Origin of the sequence: Pelosinus baikalensis (genome assembly GCF_020819555.1) — a bacterium.
Taxonomy (GTDB): domain Bacteria; phylum Bacillota; class Negativicutes; order DSM-13327; family DSM-13327; genus Pelosinus; species Pelosinus baikalensis.
Genome location: NZ_JAJHJB010000027.1, coordinates 46,961 through 65,815, shown reverse-complemented (window position 1 = coordinate 65,815; position 18,855 = coordinate 46,961). Strand labels below are relative to the sequence as shown.

The window sequence follows — 18,855 nt, the reverse complement described above, 5'->3', positions numbered from 1 at the left end:
AGCAGTTGGTAGCTCGTCGGGCTCATAACCCGAAGGTCACAGGTTCGAGTCCTGTTCCCGCAACCAATTTAAGTAGCGAGCCAAAGGTTCACGAGCAGAGTGAGTGAAAGCTTTGTGTGAGTCGCTTAGTTAGCACCGAAGTGCTAACATCAAATGTCTTTACAATGTTTCAATTTAGGAAACTATGTTATATCGCGGGGTGGAGCAGTTGGTAGCTCGTCGGGCTCATAACCCGAAGGTCACAGGTTCGAGTCCTGTCCCCGCAACCAATGTTTATTACTGCTTTAGATTGAAAGATGTAAGGCAGATCTATATGCTGGTGTAGCTCAGTCGGTAGAGCGTATCCTTGGTAAGGATAAGGCCACCGGTTCAATCCCGGTCACTAGCTCCATTTGCTCGAATTGTAGCATTTCTAACATGGCGGTGTAGCTCAGCTGGCTAGAGCATGCGGTTCATACCCGCAGGGTCCGGGGTTCAAATCCCTGCGCCGCCACCAAAACAAAAAAAGATATTGACATAACACATTGATTGTTGTATAATAATAAATGTCGCTAAGGGAAACCGCGTGACATAGAAGATGCTGGAATAGCTCAACTGGTAGAGCACCTCACTTGTAATGAGGATGTTGCGGGTTCAAGTCCTGTTTCCAGCTCCATTTTATTTTTACATGGATGGGTTCCCGAGTGGCTAAAGGGAGCAGACTGTAAATCTGCCGGCTCCGCCTTCGCTGGTTCGAATCCAGCCCCATCCACCATTATTATCATTAGTATCTAGGGTGTTGATAAATATTTAGATGCGAGGGGCATACTAACGTATGTTGAGCGAGTGCTCGCAGGAGTAACAAAGCAGATGAATGTTTAGCGACAGCCGTTGTATTGAATATCGCGGGGTGGAGCAGTTGGTAGCTCGTCGGGCTCATAACCCGAAGGTCACAGGTTCGAGTCCTGTCCCCGCAACCAATGTTTATTACTGCTTTAGATTGAAAGATGTAAGGCAGATCTATATGCTGGTGTAGCTCAGTCGGTAGAGCGTATCCTTGGTAAGGATAAGGCCACCGGTTCAATCCCGGTCACTAGCTCCATTCATGTTGCTAGTCTAATATTAGATATGCAGGAATGGAAGAGTGACTATAAAAATATGGCGGTGTAGCTCAGCTGGCTAGAGCATGCGGTTCATACCCGCAGGGTCCGGGGTTCAAATCCCTGCGCCGCCACCAAGAAAAGTATAAAACTTCGCTTTATTGCGAAGTTTTTTTGTTATTTAGCAGGAATTTTCATAAAATAATAGAATATTGTAGCTTGGTAAAATAAATGATGCAGTGAGGTTTCTTAAACAAGAGATTTTGTTTGCACTACATAGAAGACGCAGACAAAAGACGAAGTGGTTTTTGTTTAGAATTAAGACAGGCCCTATTTCATAGTTCTGTAATTAAAATTAAGGGGGAAATACAATGGCAAAGAAAAAGTTTGAAAGAAATAAACCACATATTAACATTGGGACAATTGGTCACGTGGATCATGGTAAGACTTCCTTAACAGCTGCAATTACCATGACTCTTTCGAAACATGGTGGCGGAGAATTCATGGCATATGACATGATCGATAAAGCTCCAGAAGAAAGAGAACGTGGTATTACGATTAATACAGCTCACGTAGAGTATGAGACTGAAAAACGTCACTATGCTCACGTTGACTGCCCAGGCCATGCTGACTATGTAAAAAACATGATCACTGGTGCTGCACAAATGGATGGGGCGATTCTAGTAGTAAGTGCTGCAGATGGTCCTATGCCACAAACTCGTGAACACATTCTATTGTCTCGTCAAGTAGGCGTACCTTCCATGGTAGTGTTCTTGAACAAAGCTGACTTGGTTGATGATGATGAATTAATCGAATTGGTTGAAATGGAAGTTCGTGAACTTCTTTCCAGCTATGAATTCCCTGGTGATGATATTCCTGTAGTGTGTGGTTCCGCTGTACAAGCGCTTAACTGCGGTTGCGCAAGTCGCGAATGCAAATGGTGCGGAAAAATATTTGATCTGATGGATAAAGTAGATGAGTACATTCCAACTCCAGTACGTGCAACAGACAAACCTTTCTTAATGCCTGTTGAAGACGTATTCACCATTACTGGTCGTGGGACAGTTGCTACTGGCCGTGTAGAACGTGGTGAAATCAAAGTTGGCGACAACATTGAAATCGTTGGTATGACTGAAAAACCTAGAACTGTAGTAGTAACCGGGGTAGAAATGTTCCGTAAACTTTTGGATTCTGCAGTAGCAGGAGATAACATTGGTGCACTTCTTCGTGGTGTTGAACGTAAAGATATCGAGCGCGGTCAAGTATTGGCTAAACCTGGTTCTATCATCCAACACACGAAGTACAAAGCAGAAGTATATGTACTGTCTAAAGAAGAAGGCGGTCGTCATACTCCGTTCTTTACCAACTATCGTCCACAATTCTACTTCCGTACAACAGACGTTACTGGTGTAGTAAATCTGCCAGAAGGTGTAGAAATGGTTATGCCTGGTGACAACATTCAAATGTCGATTGAGCTTATCACTCCAATTGCACTTGAAGAAGGTTTACGTTTCGCGATTCGCGAAGGTGGTCGTACTGTTGGTGCTGGCGTAGTTACTGCTATCGAAGCATAATATAAAATCAAAAAAAAGAAAGCTTGGACTCGTTCCAGGCTTTTTTAATATTATGAACCACAAAGACGCAAAGGACACAAAGTGGATTTATTTATAACTTATTTTTAATGTTTTCCTTTGTGTGCCGCATAACGGCATTGTGCCTTTGTGGTTCAAACGGCTCTTTTATTTAGCGGATTTAAAATGAAAAAATTCTTTACCTTGACAGATTACAAGTAAACGTATAAAATTTCTATAAATGGATATAGTTATAAGACAGGGGTTTCCCTGTTTTATTTTATTGTCTTGATATCATAATATTTTCCACGAGTATGGTGAGTATCTGGTATTGACAGGCTGATGTAAGTGTGCTAGATTATATTAGTGGCATTACGAAATGATGTCATATTTACAGGTAAGAGAGGTGTACAGGATGCGCAATGCGGTAACGTTAGCTTGTACTGATTGCAAGCAACGTAATTATCAAACCAATAAAAACAAGAAAAATGACCCAGATAGATTAGAATTCAATAAGTATTGCAAGTTTTGCAAAAAACATACTTTACACAAAGAAACGAAATAATTGTAATTTCGTAAGTAGGGGTGTAGCTCAATTGGTAGAGTAGCGGTCTCCAAAACCGTTGGTTGCGGGTTCGATTCCTGCCGCCCCTGCCAGTTGGTCTTTAATGCTTGAATTAGCAGTACAAGACAGGGATGTGAAAAAATGGTTGCCCAAGAAACAGCAGTTCAAACGAGTCCTTCTCGTTGGAAGAAGTTTTTTCGTGAAGTTAAAGCTGAATTAAAAAAAGTGTCTTGGCCTACCAAACAAGAGCTTATCTCTAATACAGGAGTGGTATTTGTCGCTGTATTATTGATTGCGGGTTTGATATGGGCAATTGATGCTGTGTTTACTCAAATATTACATTTGATTATCAAGTAGGCTAAGGGGGTGGGGACGTAATAGGCGTCCCTGAAGTAATGGAATCTGAAAAAAATTGGTATGTAATCCATACATATTCTGGCTATGAAAACAAAGTAAAAGCTAATCTGGAACGCAAAGTCCATTCTATGGGTATGGAAGATGAAATCTTTCGGATTGTAGTACCTATGGAAGATGAAGTTGAAATGAAAGATGGCAAGAAAAAAATTACCAAGAAAAAAGTTTTCCCTGGATATGTTCTGGTAGAAATGATTGTCAATGATAAATCGTGGTATGTTGTACGCAACACGCCAGGTGTTACAGGTTTTGTTGGCTCTGGTACTAAACCTATCCCGCTTACTGATGCCGAAGTGAAAAACATTTTGAAATCCATGGGCATTGAAGAGCTTAAGCCGAAGTTAAATATTGAAGTTGCTCAAGTAATTCGCATTACTTCTGGAGCCTTCGAGAATTGGACAGCCAAGGTGCTTGAAATTTACCACGACCGTAGCAAACTGAAAGTGCTTGTTGATATGTTTGGACGGGAGACACCGGTAGAATTAGATTTTTCTCAAGTTGAGAAAGTTTAAATAAAGTTTAATTTGAAACTTTATGATCCTAAGTGGGAGGGTAATATACCCGCAAAACCACATTATGCATATAAGGAGGTGTAAGTAAAATGGCTAAGAAAGTTATAAAACTTGTAAAATTGCAAGTTCCTGCTGGTAAAGCAACTCCGGCGCCTCCAGTCGGCCCTGCGCTCGGTCAAGCTGGCGTGAATATTATGGCGTTTGTTAAGGACTTTAACGAAAGAACCGCTGCGCAAGCTGGTTTGATTATTCCGGTAGAAATTACCGTGTTCGAAGATAGATCCTTTACTTTCATTACCAAAACTCCTCCAGCTCCTATTCTTCTTAAGAAAGCTGCTGGTATTGAGACTGCATCAGGCGAACCAAACAAGAAAAAAGTTGCTAAAGTATCTCGCGACAAAGTTCGTGAAATTGCTGAAGCAAAAATGAAAGATCTTAACGCTGCTTCTGTAGAAGCTGCTATGCGTATGATCGAAGGCACTGCCCGTAGCATGGGTATTGACATCATTGATTAGTCTTTGGCTTTTCTAAATTGCCAAAGACTGGCTTAAAGCTGCCAGATGCTAGGCACGACGAGGACGTGACCGCAGACGTACTGACGTACGTCGTAGAGAACGCCCGCAGGAGCAACGACGCAGATGGTAGGTTTAAGACAGTCGGATGTTAGTGTGGGAGGATTTTCCGTTAAACCACAATCGTAAAGGAGTTTTTTAATATGCCAAAACATGGTAAGAAATACGAAGAAGCTGCTAAGCTGATTGAAGCAAATAAGTTATATGAAACTGAAGAAGCCATAGAACTTGCTAAAAAAACAGCTAGTGCTAAATTTGATGAAACAATCGAAGTTGCGATTAAATTAGGGGTTGACCCTAAACATGCTGATCAGCAAGTACGTGGTGCGGTAGTATTGCCTCACGGTACTGGTAAAACCAAAACTGTTTTGGTTTTTGCTAAAGGCGAAAAAGCAAAAGAAGCAGAAGCTGCTGGTGCTGACTTTGTTGGTGCTGAAGATATAGTAGCAAAAATTCAGGGTGGATGGACTGAGTTTGATGTAGCAGTTGCTACTCCTGATATGATGGGTACTGTTGGTCGTTTAGGTAAAGTATTAGGCCCTAAAGGTTTAATGCCGAACCCTAAAGTTGGTACAGTTACTTTGGATGTTGCTCGTGCGATTAGTGAGATAAAAGCAGGTAAAATTGAGTATCGTACTGATAAAGCTGGTAATATTCATGCACCAATCGGTAAAATATCATTTGACAATGAGAAAATTATCGAGAATTTTCAAGCGTTGGTTGACATCTTGAATAAGGTAAAACCAGCTGCTGCTAAAGGACAATACATGCGTAGTATCACTGTAAGTACTACTATGGGTCCTGGTGTAAAAGTGAATCCACTTAAAGTTTCTGGCAAGAAATAATTAATTGTAAGTAAGAAGTGGTGGTATAGTCTTTGATCCAATGCAACTGAATAAATAAATTTGGCTGTAGACAGCAGGTATTCGTAATGAACTAAGTGAGATGTGAATCTTTCTCATGTTCGCCTGCCGAGGTCGGGGATTATACTATAGCTTTTGCTATTAGCGACCTCCGGCTTATTATGCCGAGAGGTCGTTTTGTTTTGTAATCTTGTAAAGGAGGTGGATTTTAGTGGCTATAACATCAGAAAAAATATCAGTCGTTTCCGAACTGAAAGGTAAGCTTTCTGCAACAAAAGGTGCGGTATTAACAAACTACCGTGGTCTTACTGTAGCACAAGATACTCAACTTCGTCGTAAATTACGTGAAGCTGGCGTAGAATACCGTGTAGTAAAAAATACAATGACACGGATTGCTGCTAAGGAAATTGGAATTGAAGGGTTGGACGTTTATCTTGAAGGTCCAACTGCAATTGCGATTTCTGAAACAGACCCCGTTGCTCCAGCGCGTGTAATTTCTGACTTTGTAAAAGAGTATAAATTAAAAACATTGGAAGTAAAAGCTGGTTTGTTAGATGGTAAGGTTATTGATGCGGAAGGCGTAAAAGCTTTGGCAAGCCTGCCAACTCGCGAAGTGCTTATTGCTCAAGTTTTGGCTGGTATGCAAACTCCAATTGTTGGATTTGTCAATGTACTTCAAGGTTCTATCCGCAAATTCGTATATGCGCTTGATGCTGTGCGCAAACAAAAAGAATCAGCATAAAAAATTAAAATTAATGGAGGTTTTTTAAAATGACTCAACAAGAAATTATGCAAGCAATTGAGAACATGACTGTTCTTGAATTATCCGAATTGGTGAAAGCTCTAGAAGAAAAATTTGGTGTTTCTGCAGCTGCTCCTGTAGCTGCTGCTGCTGCCGCTCCAGCTGCTGCTGCTGCTGCTGAAGAAAAAACTGAATTTGACGTTATTCTTACTAACGCTGGCGCTAGCAAAATCAACGTTATCAAAGTTGTTCGCGAAATCACTGGTCTTGGCTTGAAAGAAGCTAAAGAAGTAGTTGATGGTGCTCCTAAAGCAGTTAAAGAAAAAATTGCTAAAGCTGATGCTGACGCAATCAAAGCTAAGCTTGAAGAAGCTGGCGCAACTGTAGAAGTTAAGTAATTATAACTCTCTATTCTTTCTAAATTATAGAATGAAAAATATAAAAGAGTACCCATGTGGTGCTCTTTATATTTTTTCCTGAATTAGATTCTTGAGGTATTGACTAATGGGTCTTATTGTGATATTATTGTTCAATGCAAAGAATGTTTATTTTAGGGTAATGTTTTTTTATTGTGCAATGTATAAAATCTAGATTGGCAGGAAATAGTAATATATGGAGGATGGAATAATATTTCATCATGAAGACAAATGCAAGGTCTGTTACTTGACTGGAAAAACCTTGCTTTTTTTGTATTGTAGTGCCTAACCCTTCATTTGCTAGGTGCTAAAGTACTACTGTAATTTGTCTTTTATTATATATTTCATATTTAGTGCTAATGGATGATATTATATTATGTACTGCACAATATTGTATTATGTAAAAGGTTTTATACCTGCGGCAAAATATTGTGAGTTGCGAAAGTGACTTGCAATATCGGTATACATATAGCTAATGAAGGTGTGCTGCCAAGGTATAGAGTTTAATTTGGGCTAAGGGGTGAAGGATTTAATGTTTAATCCTGTTCCGGTTGGCAAAAAGATCAGATATAGTTATGCCAAGATCAAAGAAGTACTGGACATGCCCAATCTGATTGAAATTCAGAAGAATTCCTATAACTGGTTTCTAAAGGAAGGGCTGCAAGAAATTTTCCATGATATTTCGCCTATTCAGGACTTTACAGGTAATTTGGTTCTGACATTTGAAAAATTTACATTAGGCGAAGCCAAGTATCACGTTGAAGAATGTAAAGAACGCGACGTTACTTATTCGGCTCCTTTACGTGTCAATGTTCGATTGATTAATCGTGAGACTGGCGAAATTAAAGAGCAAGAAGTATTTATGGGCGATTTCCCGCTCATGACAGAAAATGGTACTTTTATCATTAATGGTGCAGAGCGGGTTATTGTTAGTCAGTTGGTACGTTCCCCAGGTGCGTATTACAATGAAACAATTGATGCAACAGGTAAAAAACTGTATAACTCTACAGTGATTCCAAATCGTGGTGCGTGGTTAGAACTCGAAACAGATGCCAATGATGTAATGTCTGTTCGGGTAGATCGCACACGAAAATTACCAGCAACAGTATTGATTCGTGCTTTAGGCTACGCGTCAAATGCTGCTATTGCGGAACTGTTTCATGATGATGTGAGAGTTCGCGCCACTTTGGAACGGGATAATACCAATTCCAGAGAAGAAGCTCTAGTTGAAATCTATAAAAGATTACGTCCAGGTGAACCTCCTACCGTAGATAATGCTACTCAGTTATTAGAATCACTATTTTTTGACTCTAAACGTTATGATTTAGCAACTGTAGGGCGTTATAAATTAACAAAAAAACTAGGCTGGCGCCGTCGTTTGATGGGCAAGACTCTTTATCAGGCAATTGCAAATGCAGAAACAGGAGAAATTATTGTTCCTGCAGATACAATCGTGGACGAAAAAGTTCTTGATCAGATTGATCAAAGTGGTGTCTTTGCAAATGCAGCTTTGATTGAAGTAAAAGTCAAACTAAAAGATGGATCACCAGTTAAAATGCTATGCAATCCTGAATTACCTTACAATCATCGGACAATTACCAGAGAAGATATTTTAGCTTCTGTTAACTATCTTCTCAATTTGATGGATGGATTTGGTAATGTGGATGATATCGATCATTTAGGTAACCGCCGCCTGCGTTCAGTCGGTGAATTGCTACAAAATCAGTTCCGTATCGGTTTGTCTCGTATGGAACGGGTAGTGAAAGAACGTATGACCATTCAAGATGTTGATGTCATTACTCCCCAAGCATTGATTAACATCCGCCCTGTTGTGGCTGCTATCAAAGAATTCTTTGGCTCCAGTCAGTTGTCGCAGTTTATGGATCAGACAAATCCTTTGGCAGAACTTACTCATAAACGTCGTTTAAGTGCCTTGGGACCTGGTGGGCTAAGTCGTGAACGCGCCGGTTTTGAAGTGCGTGACGTACATCACTCTCACTATGGTCGTATGTGTCCAATTGAGACACCAGAAGGTCCGAATATTGGTCTTATTGGTTCATTGTCAACCTTTGGACGTATTAACGAGTTTGGTTTTATTGAAACCCCTTACCGTAAAATTGATAAGGAAAATCGTATCGTAACAGAAGATGTACGATATTTGACAGCTGATGAAGAGGATGAAGTAGTTTGTGCGCAAGCGAATGAACCGTTAAATGAAAATAGCTGGTTTGTTGAGCCGCGAGTTACCGTACGTCATAGACATGAAATTTTAGTTATTCCTGCTGAAAAAGTTGACTATATGGATGTATCGCCAAAGCAGGTTGTATCAATTGCTACGGCTATGATTCCATTCTTGGAAAACGATGATGCAAATCGTGCCTTGATGGGCGCGAATATGCAACGTCAGGCAGTACCTTTACTTAGAACACAGGCTCCGCTCATTGGAACTGGAATGGAATATAAAGCTGCCAGAGATTCTGGTGTTCTTATTCTAGCTAGAAATGCCGGTGTAGTTGAAAAAGTTACAGCTACTGAAATTAAAGTACGCACGGAACGTGGTACGTTAGATAACTATAAGCTGCTGAAATATTTGCGTTCTAATCAAGGAACTTGCATTAATCAGAAGCCGATTGTTTATAAAGGCGAGCAAGTAGAAAAAGGGCAGGTATTAGTTGATGGACCTGCTACCGATCAAGGTGAATTAGCACTAGGCTTTAATGTACTTGTAGCTTTCATGCCATGGGAAGGTTACAATTATGAAGATGCTATTTTACTAAGTGAAAAAATTGTAAAAGATGACATCTACACTTCCATACATATTGAAGAATATGAATGTGATGCCAGAGATACGAAGTTAGGACCGGAAGAAATTACTCGTGATATTCCGAATGTGGCTGAAGAGGTACTAAAAGATCTTGATGATCGCGGTATCATACGCATTGGCGCTGAAGTGCGACCAGGGGATATTCTAGTGGGTAAAGTGACTCCAAAAGGCGAAACAGAATTAACGGCAGAAGAACGTTTGCTTCGTGCTATCTTTGGTGAGAAAGCTCGTGAAGTTCGAGATACATCATTGAGAGTGCCACATGGCGAAGCTGGTAAAATTGTTGACGTAAAGGTATTCAGCCGGGAAAATGGTGATGAATTACCACCAGGTGTGAATTTCTTAGTACGTGTATATATTGCCCAAAAACGGAAGATTTCCGAAGGGGATAAGATGGCAGGGCGTCATGGTAATAAGGGTGTTGTTTCTCGCATTATGCGTGAGGAAGATATGCCGTTCTTGCCTGATGGCACGCCAGTACAGATTGTGTTAAATCCATTGGGTGTACCATCACGTATGAATATCGGACAGGTACTGGAGACCCATTTAGGAATGGCTGCTGCTGCTTTTGGTATGCAAATCAGAACAAATGCTCCTGGTGTTGCAGAACGACTGAAGGAAGTTGGCTATGACTCTGATAAAAATGGTCTTCCTAAACCGGGGATTGCTGGGATTAACTTAGCAACTCCAGTATTTGATGGGGCTCATGAAGAAGAGGTCTTTAAAACATTAAAAGCAGCTGGATTGCCGGAAGATGGTAAAACTGTCTTATATGATGGACGTACAGGGGAAGCTTTTGATAACCGCGTTACTGTAGGTTGGGTATACATGCTGAAATTGGCCCATTTGGTTGATGACAAAATTCATGCACGATCTACTGGTCCTTACTCTTTGGTTACACAACAGCCATTGGGTGGTAAAGCACAATTCGGTGGTCAGCGTTTTGGGGAAATGGAAGTTTGGGCATTAGAGGCATATGGCGCCGCTTATACCTTACAGGAACTCTTAACGGTAAAATCCGATGATGTAGTAGGGCGTGTAAAAACCTATGAAGCGATTGTGAAAGGTGAAAACATACCTGAACCTGGAGTGCCTGAATCCTTTAAGGTTTTAATTAAAGAGCTTCAAAGTATTGGGCTTGATGTTAAAATCTTAAATGAAGATGCACAAGAAATTATGATTGATGACACTGATGAAGATATTAATCAAGTGGCTAAAGAACTTGAACTTAATATTGGTGTTCCAGTGAATACTGCACCTGAAACTCATACTCGCACTGCTAGTGAGATTGAGCCAGACCTGGTGGATGATTTTGATAATCCTGATGAAATGGAACCATTAGAAGAAGAATTAGATATTATAGCGGAAATCGGTGAGATGGATGAAGATGTAGCAGAGGAAATCGAAATACCTGGACGAAAATCCGTCAAGAAAGTAAAAAGTAAAGATAAGAAACCAACACAACGTGATTTCTTGGAAGAGTTAGACGACGAGGAAATTGAGTAATGGGGTAAGGGAGTGATAACCCTTTGTTAGATGTAAACAATTTTGATTCTATGAGGATTGGATTGGCTTCTCCGGAGCAAATCCGCAAATGGTCATTTGGTGAGGTAAAAAAACCGGAGACAATCAATTACCGTACTCTAAAACCTGAGCGTGATGGTTTATTTTGTGAAAAAATATTTGGACCAACTCGTGACTGGGAGTGCCACTGCGGTAAATACAAACGTATTCGCTATAAAGGGATTGTTTGTGATCGTTGTGGCGTGGAAGTAACTCGCTCCAAAGTACGTCGAGATCGAATGGGGCATATACAATTAGCCGCACCTGTATCTCATATTTGGTATTTCAAAGGTATTCCAAGCCGTATGGGGCTGATATTAGATATATCGCCTCGCTCCTTGGAAAAAGTATTATACTTTGCTTCCTATATCGTACTGGATCCTGGTGAAACACCGCTGATGAAACGTCAATTGTTGACGGAAAATGAGTATCGGGATTATCGCGATAAATATGGCAGTTCCTTTAAAGTCGGCATGGGTGCAGAAGCTGTCAAAAAACTTTTGGAAGAGCTTGATTTAGAAAAAATATCTAAAGAACTAAAACAAGAGCTGAAGGAAGTTAGCGGTCAGCGTAAAATTAGAGCGATTCGCCGCTTAGAAGTAACAGAAGCTTTTCGTAAATCAGGTAATCGTCCTGACTGGATGATTATGGATGTTGTACCAGTTATTCCGCCTGAACTCAGGCCAATGGTACAACTTGATGGTGGTCGTTTTGCTACTTCTGATTTAAATGATTTGTATCGTAGAGTCATTAACCGTAATAATCGTTTGAAGCGATTGTTAGATCTTGGTGCTCCCGATATTATTGTGCGTAATGAAAAACGTATGCTACAAGAAGCTGTAGATGCTCTGATTGACAATGGTCGTCGTGGACGCCCGGTAACTGGTCCTGGTAACCGTCCTCTTAAATCATTAAGTGATATGCTCAAAGGTAAACAAGGTCGTTTCCGTCAGAATCTCTTAGGTAAGCGTGTCGATTACTCTGGACGTTCAGTTATCGTTGTTGGACCTGAACTGAAATTGCATCAATGCGGTTTGCCAAAAGAAATGGCATTAGAATTGTTTAAACCTTTTGTTATGAAAAAACTAGTGAATGCTGGTCATGCCCATAACATTAAGAGTGCTAAACGTATGGTCGAACGAGTGCGCCCGGAAGTTTGGGATGTATTGGAAGAAGTTATTAAAGAGCATCCAGTGCTTTTAAATCGTGCTCCTACCTTACATAGATTAGGTATTCAGGCTTTTGAACCAGTGCTGTCTGAAGGTCGCGCTATAAAACTTCATCCTCTAGTATGTACAGCATATAACGCGGATTTTGATGGTGACCAAATGGCTGTCCATGTGCCTTTATCGGCAGAAGCCCAGTCAGAAGCTCGTATGTTGATGTTAGCTGCTCATAATATCTTATCAACTAAAGACGGTAAACCGGTAGTAACACCGACCCAAGATATGGTTCTAGGAGCATATTATCTTACCATGGAAAAAGAGGGCGATATCGGTGAAGGTAAGATGATGTGTGACATTAACGAAGCATTACTTGCTTATCATCAAAAAGAGTTGTCCCTTCATGCCATAATTAAAGTACGTTTTCCAAAGTATGGTTTGGTAACTACTACCATGGGGCGTTTGATTTTCAACGAAAGCTTACCTGAAGAAATCCGCTATTTCTTCCAAAAAGATGGCGAATGGCATTTAGGTATTATGATGGATAAAAAAGAGCTTGGCAAATTGGTAGCTGAGACGTATCGCCAATTTGGTAACTCTAAAACGGCTGTAGTAATTGATAATGTTAAAAGATTAGGTTATGCTTTTGCTTGTCGTGCAGGTATGACTGTAGCCATTGCTGATATCAATATACCGCCTGAAAAGAAGGAAATCTTAGCGACTACTGAGGGCCGAGTTGATACTGTTGATAAACAATATCGCCGTGGTTTGATTACGGAAGATGAACGATATAAGAAAACCATTGAATTATGGACAAAAGCAACAGATGATGTTACTTTAGCCATGATGAATAATCTGGATCGCTTTAACCCGATTTATATGATGGCTAACTCTGGTGCTCGTGGTAACATCCAACAGATTCGTCAGTTGGCAGGTATGCGTGGGCTCATGGCTGATCCATCAGGCCGGATTATTGACCGTCCGATTAAGGCAAACTTCCGTGAAGGTTTGACGGTTCTTGAGTATTTTATTTCTACTCATGGTGCTCGTAAAGGTTTGGCCGATACTGCACTTAGAACTGCCGATTCTGGATATTTGACACGTCGTTTGGTTGACGTATCTCAAGATGTTATTGTTCGTGAAGAGGACTGTGATGTTGTAGGAATTAACCTGATCCGTGAACGGGCGCGATTGGCGAAATCCAGTACAGGTGCAATTGAGGTGCTTAGAGATACACTGTTAGGAAGAGTCTTAGCCGAAGATGTTCTTGATCCGAAAACAACAGACATCTTGATTCCTCGTTCTACAGTTCTTGCTGATGATAACTTGCGTATTATTGGTGAACATGGAGTACCGGAAATTATGGTGCGCGGTGTATCAACAACTACGGAAGAAGATATTAATGCTTCTGCATCCAATGAGACTATTGTATTAGGTGCACCGGAAGAAAAAATGCGCGAACTTCTGAAAAATGCTATGGTACGTGAAATGTTGGGTAAAAACACTACCAATGCTATTAAAGACAGCCAAGGCGTAGAAATTGTTGCTGCCGAGACACCTCTTACCGAAGAAGCGATTGAAGCTGTTTTAGTAAGTGATGTGCGGGAAGTAAAAGTACGCAACAACAGTATTAAGGGCATTGAGGTTGAGGCGATTACAGAAGGAACTGGCGTGATTGAATCGCTGAAAGATCGTATTGTAGGTCGTTTTGTTGCCGAAGATATTGTTGATCCTAAGACTGGCGAAGTCATTGTAAAAATCAATGATACGATTAGTGAACTACTGGCAGATCGCATTGTAGCCATCCGTGAGAAAGTATCGATTCGTTCTGTACTTACATGTAAATCACAATATGGTGTATGTATTAAATGTTACGGCCGGAATCTAGCATCTGGTCATGCTGTAGATGTAGGGGAAGCTGTAGGTATCATTGCAGCTCAATCCATCGGAGAACCTGGGACACAGCTTACTATGCGTACTTTCCATACGGGCGGTGTTGCCGGCGATGATATTACACAAGGTTTGCCAAGGGTTGAAGAGCTGTTTGAAGCTCGTAAGCCAAAACGTCAAGCCATTATTACAGAAATCGATGGTGTAGCTACTGTTGACACAAAAGAAGTAAAAGGTATGCGTAAGATTACAGTAGTACCTGCCGCAGGTGAGGAGCGTATATATCCTATTCCTTATGGTGCACGTATTATTGTTCGTGATGGACAGCAAATTATTGCAGGTGACCGTCTAACAGAAGGTTCTGTAAATCCACATGATATTTTACGTGTATGCGGTATTCAAGCTACGCAACGATATTTAGTATATGAAGTGCAAAAAGTATACAAATCTCAGGGTGTTGAAATTAATGATAAACACATCGAAGTAATTGTAAGGCAGATGCTCCATAAAGTGAAAACGGAGGAATCTGGTGATACTGAACTTTTACCGGGTGAATATATTGATACTAATACCTTTGAAGAAGAAAATGCCAAGGCAATTGAAGCAGGCGGTGAGCCATCTGTGGCACGTCCTATCCTACTTGGTATTACAAAAGCATCATTGGCGACAGACTCCTTCTTATCAGCAGCATCCTTCCAGGAAACAACTCGTGTACTTACCGAGGCTGCGATTAAAGGTAAAATTGATCCGTTGCTGGGTCTTAAAGAAAATGTTATTATCGGTAAGCTAATACCAGCAGGTACTGGTATGAGTCGTTATCGAAACATTAAGCTGACTTATACAAAAAGTGTAAAAGTAGAGTAATGAAAAGAGGAACTTGGTACTTAATCAAGTTCCTCTTTTTTACGTAGGTCATAAAAAGAATCCTTGAACCACAAAAGCACAATGCCGCTGCAGCGGCACACAATATAAATAAAACCCCTTTGTGTCCTTTGCGCCTTTGTGGTTCAATTTTTTTTGTATGTTTTAAAGAATACGTAAGAATTTTCATAAATTTAGGTTATGAAAATTCTTTGACAAAAGTTTGGAAAGTGATATAATTACCTTCGGCTAGCAGTAAATTTAATATTTTTATCTAAAAAAATTACAGAATACGGAAAAAATGATACACCTGGTAGCGTGGTCATAAAAAAAGCCTGCAAATATAGAGAAAATATGAATTTATTGAGATATGTTTGTTGACATTGCCTTTGGGTAATGATAATATATTAGAGGGCCAGTGAGAAATGACTGGTTTGCTAAGTAAGGGAGTGAACAGTATGTCGCTCGAGAAGCTGAAGATTGCTAAAAAAATAGTTGGTGTCAAGCAAGTCACCAAAGCGGTTGAAAAAGAGCTGGTGCAAGTTGTATATATTGCTCAAGATGCTGAACAACGATTTGTAGAAACTCTGCGAACGTTGTGTGAACGCAAAAATGTGGCAGTAGAAGTGACGCTTACTATGGCGGAATTAGGAAGTGCTTGTGGCATTGAAGTTGGTGCAGCAGCAGTAGCGGTTTTGAAATAAACGCAACCATGTTAAATGTTTTGCCTTAAACTCATAAATTTGAGGTGAAATTTTTATATAATCATTCTAAGATAATTTGGAAGGGGGTGTATTGAATGCCAACAATTAATCAATTAGTACGTAAAGGTAGAGAGTCGCTTATAGAAAAATCTACTGCGCCTGCTTTGAAGGAATCTCCGCAAAAGCGTGGTGTGTGTACGAGAGTATATACAACTACTCCTAAAAAACCAAACTCTGCACTTCGTAAAGTAGCGAGGGTACGTTTAACAAATGGTATTGAAGTTACTGCCTATATCCCTGGTATCGGTCATAACTTGCAAGAACATAGTGTTGTGCTTATCAGAGGTGGTAGAATCAAGGATTTACCGGGCGTACGTTATCACATTGTTCGTGGTGCATTAGACACTGCTGGTGTGCAAAAACGTAGTCAAGGTAGATCGAAATATGGTACTAAACGTGCGAAAAAGTAAAAATTAATTAGATAACCCTGGAAAAGGAGGGGACAATATGCCAAGAAAAGGACCTGTTACAAAACGCGACGTATTGCAAGATCCGGTATACAATTCTAAAATTGTTACTCGATTTGTAAATAAAGTAATGCTAGATGGCAAGAAAAGTGTTGCTGAAAATATTGTATATGATGCATTTGATATTATCCGGGCTAAAACCGGCAAAGATCCGTTAGAGGTTTTTGAAACAGCAATGAAGAATGTTATGCCAGTTTTGGAAGTACGTGCTCGCCGTGTTGGTGGTGCAAACTATCAAGTGCCGATTGAAGTACGTGCGGATCGTCGTTTGTCACTTGGAATTCGCTGGTTGGTGAATTACTCAAGACTACGCGGTGAAAAAACCATGCGTGAGAGATTGGCAGCTGAATTAATTGATGCATCCAATAATACTGGCGCAACAATTAAGAAAAAAGAAGATACACATAAAATGGCTGAAGCTAATAAAGCTTTTGCACATTATCGTTGGTAAGATTTTAAGGTTTTCTTAAACAGTAAGGAGTGATGATAGTGGCCAGAAAATTCTCGCTTAATAATACTAGAAATATCGGTATTATGGCACATATTGACGCTGGCAAAACCACTACGACTGAACGTATACTGTTTTATACTGGCAAGGTACACAAGATTGGGGAAGTGCATGAAGGCGCTGCGACAATGGACTGGATGGTACAAGAACAAGAGCGGGGTATTACAATTACTTCTGCAGCTACAACTTGTGAATGGTCTGGACATCGTATTAATATCATTGACACACCAGGACACGTGGACTTTACCGTAGAGGTAGAACGCTCGCTCAGAGTGTTAGACGGAGCTGTAGCTGTATTTTGCGCTAAAGGTGGCGTAGAACCGCAATCAGAAACTGTTTGGCGTCAAGCTGATAAATATGGTGTGCCTCGTATGGCATACGTTAATAAAATGGATATTCTTGGTGCTGACTTTTACCGAGTTGTCGATATGATAAAAAGTCGTTTAGGTGCAAATGCAGTGCCTGTTCAACTGCCAATTGGATTGGAAAGTGGATTCAAAGGGTATGTAGACTTGGTGCAAATGAAAGCCGTCGTTTACACCGATGACCTTGGTAAATTTAGTGAAGCTGCTGAGATTCCAGAAGATATGCAAGAACATGTTGCTGAATACCGTCAAGGTCTTTTAGATGCTGTGGCAGAAAGCGACGATGAACTCATGATGAAATATCTTGAGGGTGAAGAATTTACGTTAGAAGAAATTGTAGCTGGGATTCGTAAAGCAACGATTGCTTGCAAAATGACTCCAGTATTGTGTGGTTCTTCTTACAAAAACAAAGGTGTGCAGCCTTTATTGGATGCAGTTGTTGCATATATGCCGGCACCTATTGATGTTCCAGCGATTAAAGGTATCAACCCTGATACAGAGGTAGAAGACGAACGTGCAGCAGATGATAGCTTGCCGTTTTCAGCTTTAGCTTTCAAGATTATGGCTGATCCTTATGTTGGTAAACTAGCATTCTTCCGGGTATACTCTGGGGAACTTTCTTCCGGGTCTTATGTATATAATTCGACCAAAGGTAAGAAAGAACGTATTGGACGTATCCTGCAAATGCATGCTAATCACCGTGAGGAAATTGAAAGAGTATACTCAGGTGATATTGCTGCTGCTGTTGGATTGAAAGATACAACAACTGGTGATACTCTCTGTGATGATAAAAATCAAATTATTCTTGAATCCATGGTTTTCCCTGAACCTGTTATTCACGTAGCGGTAGAACCGAAAACCAAAGCTGACCAAGAAAAAATGGGTATTGCACTGCAGCGCTTGGCGGAAGAAGATCCTACGTTCAGTGTGAGCACGAATCAGGAATCAGGTCAAACTATTATTGGTGGCGTTGGTGAATTACATTTAGAGATTATCGTTGACCGGATGCTCAGAGAATTCAAAGTGGATTGCAGCGTAGGTAAGCCGCAAGTTGCATATCGTGAAACCATCCGCAAAAAAGTAAAATCTGAAGGTAAATTTGTTCGTCAGTCAGGTGGTCGTGGTCAATACGGTCATTGCTGGCTGGAAATCGAACCTCTTGAACCTGGTCAAGGCTTTATTTTCGAAAGTAAAGTTGTTGGTGGTTCCATTCCGAGAGAATACATTGCGCCAATCGGTGCAGGTTGTAAAGAAGCTATGGATAACGGCGTTTTAGCTGGTTACCCTATGGTAGATGTAAAAGTAACCGTTATTGAAGGTTCCTACCATGATGTTGACTCTTCTGAAATGGCGTTTAAAATAGCTGGCTCAATGGGCTTTAAAGCTGGTTGTGCGAAAGCGGGTGCTGTAATCTTGGAACCTTACATGAAGGTAGAAGTTACTGTACCAGAAGAATATATGGGTGACGTAATTGGTGATTTGAACTCACGTCGTGGACGTATTGAAGGTATGGAAGCCAATAATGGTTCCCAATCCATTAAATCCTTTGTACCACTGGCTGAAATGTTCGGTTATGTAACTGATTTACGTTCAAAAACCCAAGGACGCGGTAACTACACAATGAGTTTTGCTCATTATGATGAAGTACCAAAAAGTATTGCGGATGCGATTATCGCCAAAGTAAAAGGCGTAGAGAAATAAGGAGGCAAAAATACA

Annotated in this window: 14 protein-coding genes, 9 tRNA genes and 1 other annotated feature; all 23 genes read left to right on the top strand. The window is 40.5% G+C overall.

The features are described 5' to 3' along the window. Nucleotides 1–193: 193 nt before the first annotated feature. The 23 genes from LMF89_RS17340 (at nt 194) to fusA (ending at nt 18,840) form a co-directional block, all read left to right on the top strand. Nucleotides 194–269, top strand: a tRNA-Met gene (locus LMF89_RS17340). 46 nt (nt 270–315) lie between these two features. Continuing rightward, nucleotides 316–391, top strand: a tRNA-Thr gene (locus LMF89_RS17335). Between the two features lie 28 nt (nt 392–419). Next, nucleotides 420–496: transfer RNA gene (locus LMF89_RS17330), tRNA-Met, on the top strand. 83 nt (nt 497–579) lie between these two features. Next, nucleotides 580–655 (top strand) — tRNA-Thr (locus tag LMF89_RS17325). A gap of 14 nt (nt 656–669) precedes the next feature. Continuing rightward, a tRNA-Tyr gene (locus LMF89_RS17320) sits at nt 670–754 on the top strand. A gap of 129 nt (nt 755–883) precedes the next feature. Next, a tRNA-Met gene (locus LMF89_RS17315) sits at nt 884–959 on the top strand. A 46-nt stretch (nt 960–1,005) separates the two neighbouring features. Next, nucleotides 1,006–1,081: transfer RNA gene (locus tag LMF89_RS17310), tRNA-Thr, on the top strand. Nucleotides 1,082–1,139: 58 nt separating this feature from the next. Beyond that, nucleotides 1,140–1,216 (top strand) — tRNA-Met (locus LMF89_RS17305). Nucleotides 1,217–1,450: 234 nt separating this feature from the next. Further along, complete coding sequence (gene tuf / locus LMF89_RS17300) at nt 1,451–2,653, top strand: elongation factor Tu (RefSeq protein WP_045820633.1); 1,203 nt, start codon at nt 1,451–1,453, stop codon at nt 2,651–2,653. Nucleotides 2,654–3,065: 412 nt separating this feature from the next. Beyond that, complete coding sequence (gene rpmG / locus LMF89_RS17295) at nt 3,066–3,215, top strand: 50S ribosomal protein L33 (protein ID WP_007937822.1); 150 nt, start codon at nt 3,066–3,068, stop codon at nt 3,213–3,215. Nucleotides 3,216–3,231: 16 nt separating this feature from the next. Continuing rightward, nucleotides 3,232–3,307, top strand: a tRNA-Trp gene (locus LMF89_RS17290). 49 nt (nt 3,308–3,356) lie between these two features. Then, nucleotides 3,357–3,572, top strand: a complete 216-nt coding sequence (gene secE, locus LMF89_RS17285) for a preprotein translocase subunit SecE (protein WP_007955606.1) — start codon at nt 3,357–3,359, stop codon at nt 3,570–3,572. A 38-nt stretch (nt 3,573–3,610) separates the two neighbouring features. Next, nucleotides 3,611–4,141: a transcription termination/antitermination protein NusG gene (nusG, locus tag LMF89_RS17280; RefSeq protein WP_007955607.1), complete on the top strand. Its 531-nt coding sequence runs from the start codon at nt 3,611–3,613 to the stop codon at nt 4,139–4,141. Nucleotides 4,142–4,230: 89 nt separating this feature from the next. Then, nucleotides 4,231–4,656, top strand: a complete 426-nt coding sequence (gene rplK / locus LMF89_RS17275; protein WP_007937816.1) for a 50S ribosomal protein L11 — start codon at nt 4,231–4,233, stop codon at nt 4,654–4,656. Between the two features lie 200 nt (nt 4,657–4,856). Beyond that, on the top strand, nt 4,857–5,558 hold the full coding sequence (rplA, locus tag LMF89_RS17270; RefSeq protein ID WP_229536157.1) for a 50S ribosomal protein L1: 702 nt from the start codon (nt 4,857–4,859) through the stop codon (nt 5,556–5,558). A gap of 46 nt (nt 5,559–5,604) precedes the next feature. Continuing rightward, nucleotides 5,605–5,766 (top strand) — a sequence feature (ribosomal protein L10 leader region). A gap of 21 nt (nt 5,767–5,787) precedes the next feature. Then, nucleotides 5,788–6,318, top strand: coding sequence for a 50S ribosomal protein L10 (gene rplJ, locus LMF89_RS17265; protein ID WP_229536156.1), 531 nt, complete (start codon nt 5,788–5,790; stop codon nt 6,316–6,318). A gap of 29 nt (nt 6,319–6,347) precedes the next feature. Continuing rightward, nucleotides 6,348–6,716, top strand: a complete 369-nt coding sequence (gene rplL, locus LMF89_RS17260) for a 50S ribosomal protein L7/L12 (RefSeq protein WP_007955614.1) — start codon at nt 6,348–6,350, stop codon at nt 6,714–6,716. Nucleotides 6,717–7,266: 550 nt separating this feature from the next. Then, the gene (gene rpoB, locus LMF89_RS17255) at nt 7,267–11,064 is read left to right on the top strand and encodes a DNA-directed RNA polymerase subunit beta (protein WP_229536155.1); all 3,798 of its coding nucleotides are present in this window, start codon (nt 7,267–7,269) and stop codon (nt 11,062–11,064) included. A gap of 23 nt (nt 11,065–11,087) precedes the next feature. After that, on the top strand, nt 11,088–15,038 hold the full coding sequence (gene rpoC, locus LMF89_RS17250; protein WP_304622613.1) for a DNA-directed RNA polymerase subunit beta': 3,951 nt from the start codon (nt 11,088–11,090) through the stop codon (nt 15,036–15,038). A 422-nt stretch (nt 15,039–15,460) separates the two neighbouring features. Beyond that, nucleotides 15,461–15,739, top strand: a complete 279-nt coding sequence (locus LMF89_RS17245; protein WP_007955618.1) for a L7Ae/L30e/S12e/Gadd45 family ribosomal protein — start codon at nt 15,461–15,463, stop codon at nt 15,737–15,739. Nucleotides 15,740–15,834: 95 nt separating this feature from the next. Then, nucleotides 15,835–16,209: a 30S ribosomal protein S12 gene (gene rpsL, locus LMF89_RS17240; RefSeq protein ID WP_007937796.1), complete on the top strand. Its 375-nt coding sequence runs from the start codon at nt 15,835–15,837 to the stop codon at nt 16,207–16,209. Between the two features lie 37 nt (nt 16,210–16,246). Further along, nucleotides 16,247–16,717: a 30S ribosomal protein S7 gene (gene rpsG, locus LMF89_RS17235; RefSeq protein WP_007937795.1), complete on the top strand. Its 471-nt coding sequence runs from the start codon at nt 16,247–16,249 to the stop codon at nt 16,715–16,717. Nucleotides 16,718–16,755: 38 nt separating this feature from the next. Beyond that, entirely contained in the window at nt 16,756–18,840 is a 2,085-nt protein-coding gene (fusA, locus tag LMF89_RS17230; RefSeq protein ID WP_229536154.1) for an elongation factor G, read from the top strand. Nucleotides 18,841–18,855: the final 15 nt, after the last annotated feature.

Bases quoted from the DNA above. Each gene is read 5' to 3' on its own strand.
- nusG (WP_007955607.1), top strand. From the start codon at position 3,611: ATGGAATCTGAAAAAAATTGGTATGTAATCCATACATATTCTGGCTAT.
- LMF89_RS17245 (WP_007955618.1), top strand. From the start codon at position 15,461: ATGACTGGTTTGCTAAGTAAGGGAGTGAACAGTATGTCGCTCGAGAAG.
- tuf (WP_045820633.1), top strand. From the start codon at position 1,451: ATGGCAAAGAAAAAGTTTGAAAGAAATAAACCACATATTAACATTGGG.
- rplL (WP_007955614.1), top strand. From the start codon at position 6,348: ATGACTCAACAAGAAATTATGCAAGCAATTGAGAACATGACTGTTCTT.
- rpoB (WP_229536155.1), top strand. From the start codon at position 7,267: ATGTTTAATCCTGTTCCGGTTGGCAAAAAGATCAGATATAGTTATGCC.
- secE (WP_007955606.1), top strand. From the start codon at position 3,357: ATGGTTGCCCAAGAAACAGCAGTTCAAACGAGTCCTTCTCGTTGGAAG.
- rplA (WP_229536157.1), top strand. From the start codon at position 4,857: ATGCCAAAACATGGTAAGAAATACGAAGAAGCTGCTAAGCTGATTGAA.
- rplK (WP_007937816.1), top strand. From the start codon at position 4,231: ATGGCTAAGAAAGTTATAAAACTTGTAAAATTGCAAGTTCCTGCTGGT.
- rpmG (WP_007937822.1), top strand. From the start codon at position 3,066: ATGCGCAATGCGGTAACGTTAGCTTGTACTGATTGCAAGCAACGTAAT.
- rpsG (WP_007937795.1), top strand. From the start codon at position 16,247: ATGCCAAGAAAAGGACCTGTTACAAAACGCGACGTATTGCAAGATCCG.
- rpsL (WP_007937796.1), top strand. From the start codon at position 15,835: ATGCCAACAATTAATCAATTAGTACGTAAAGGTAGAGAGTCGCTTATA.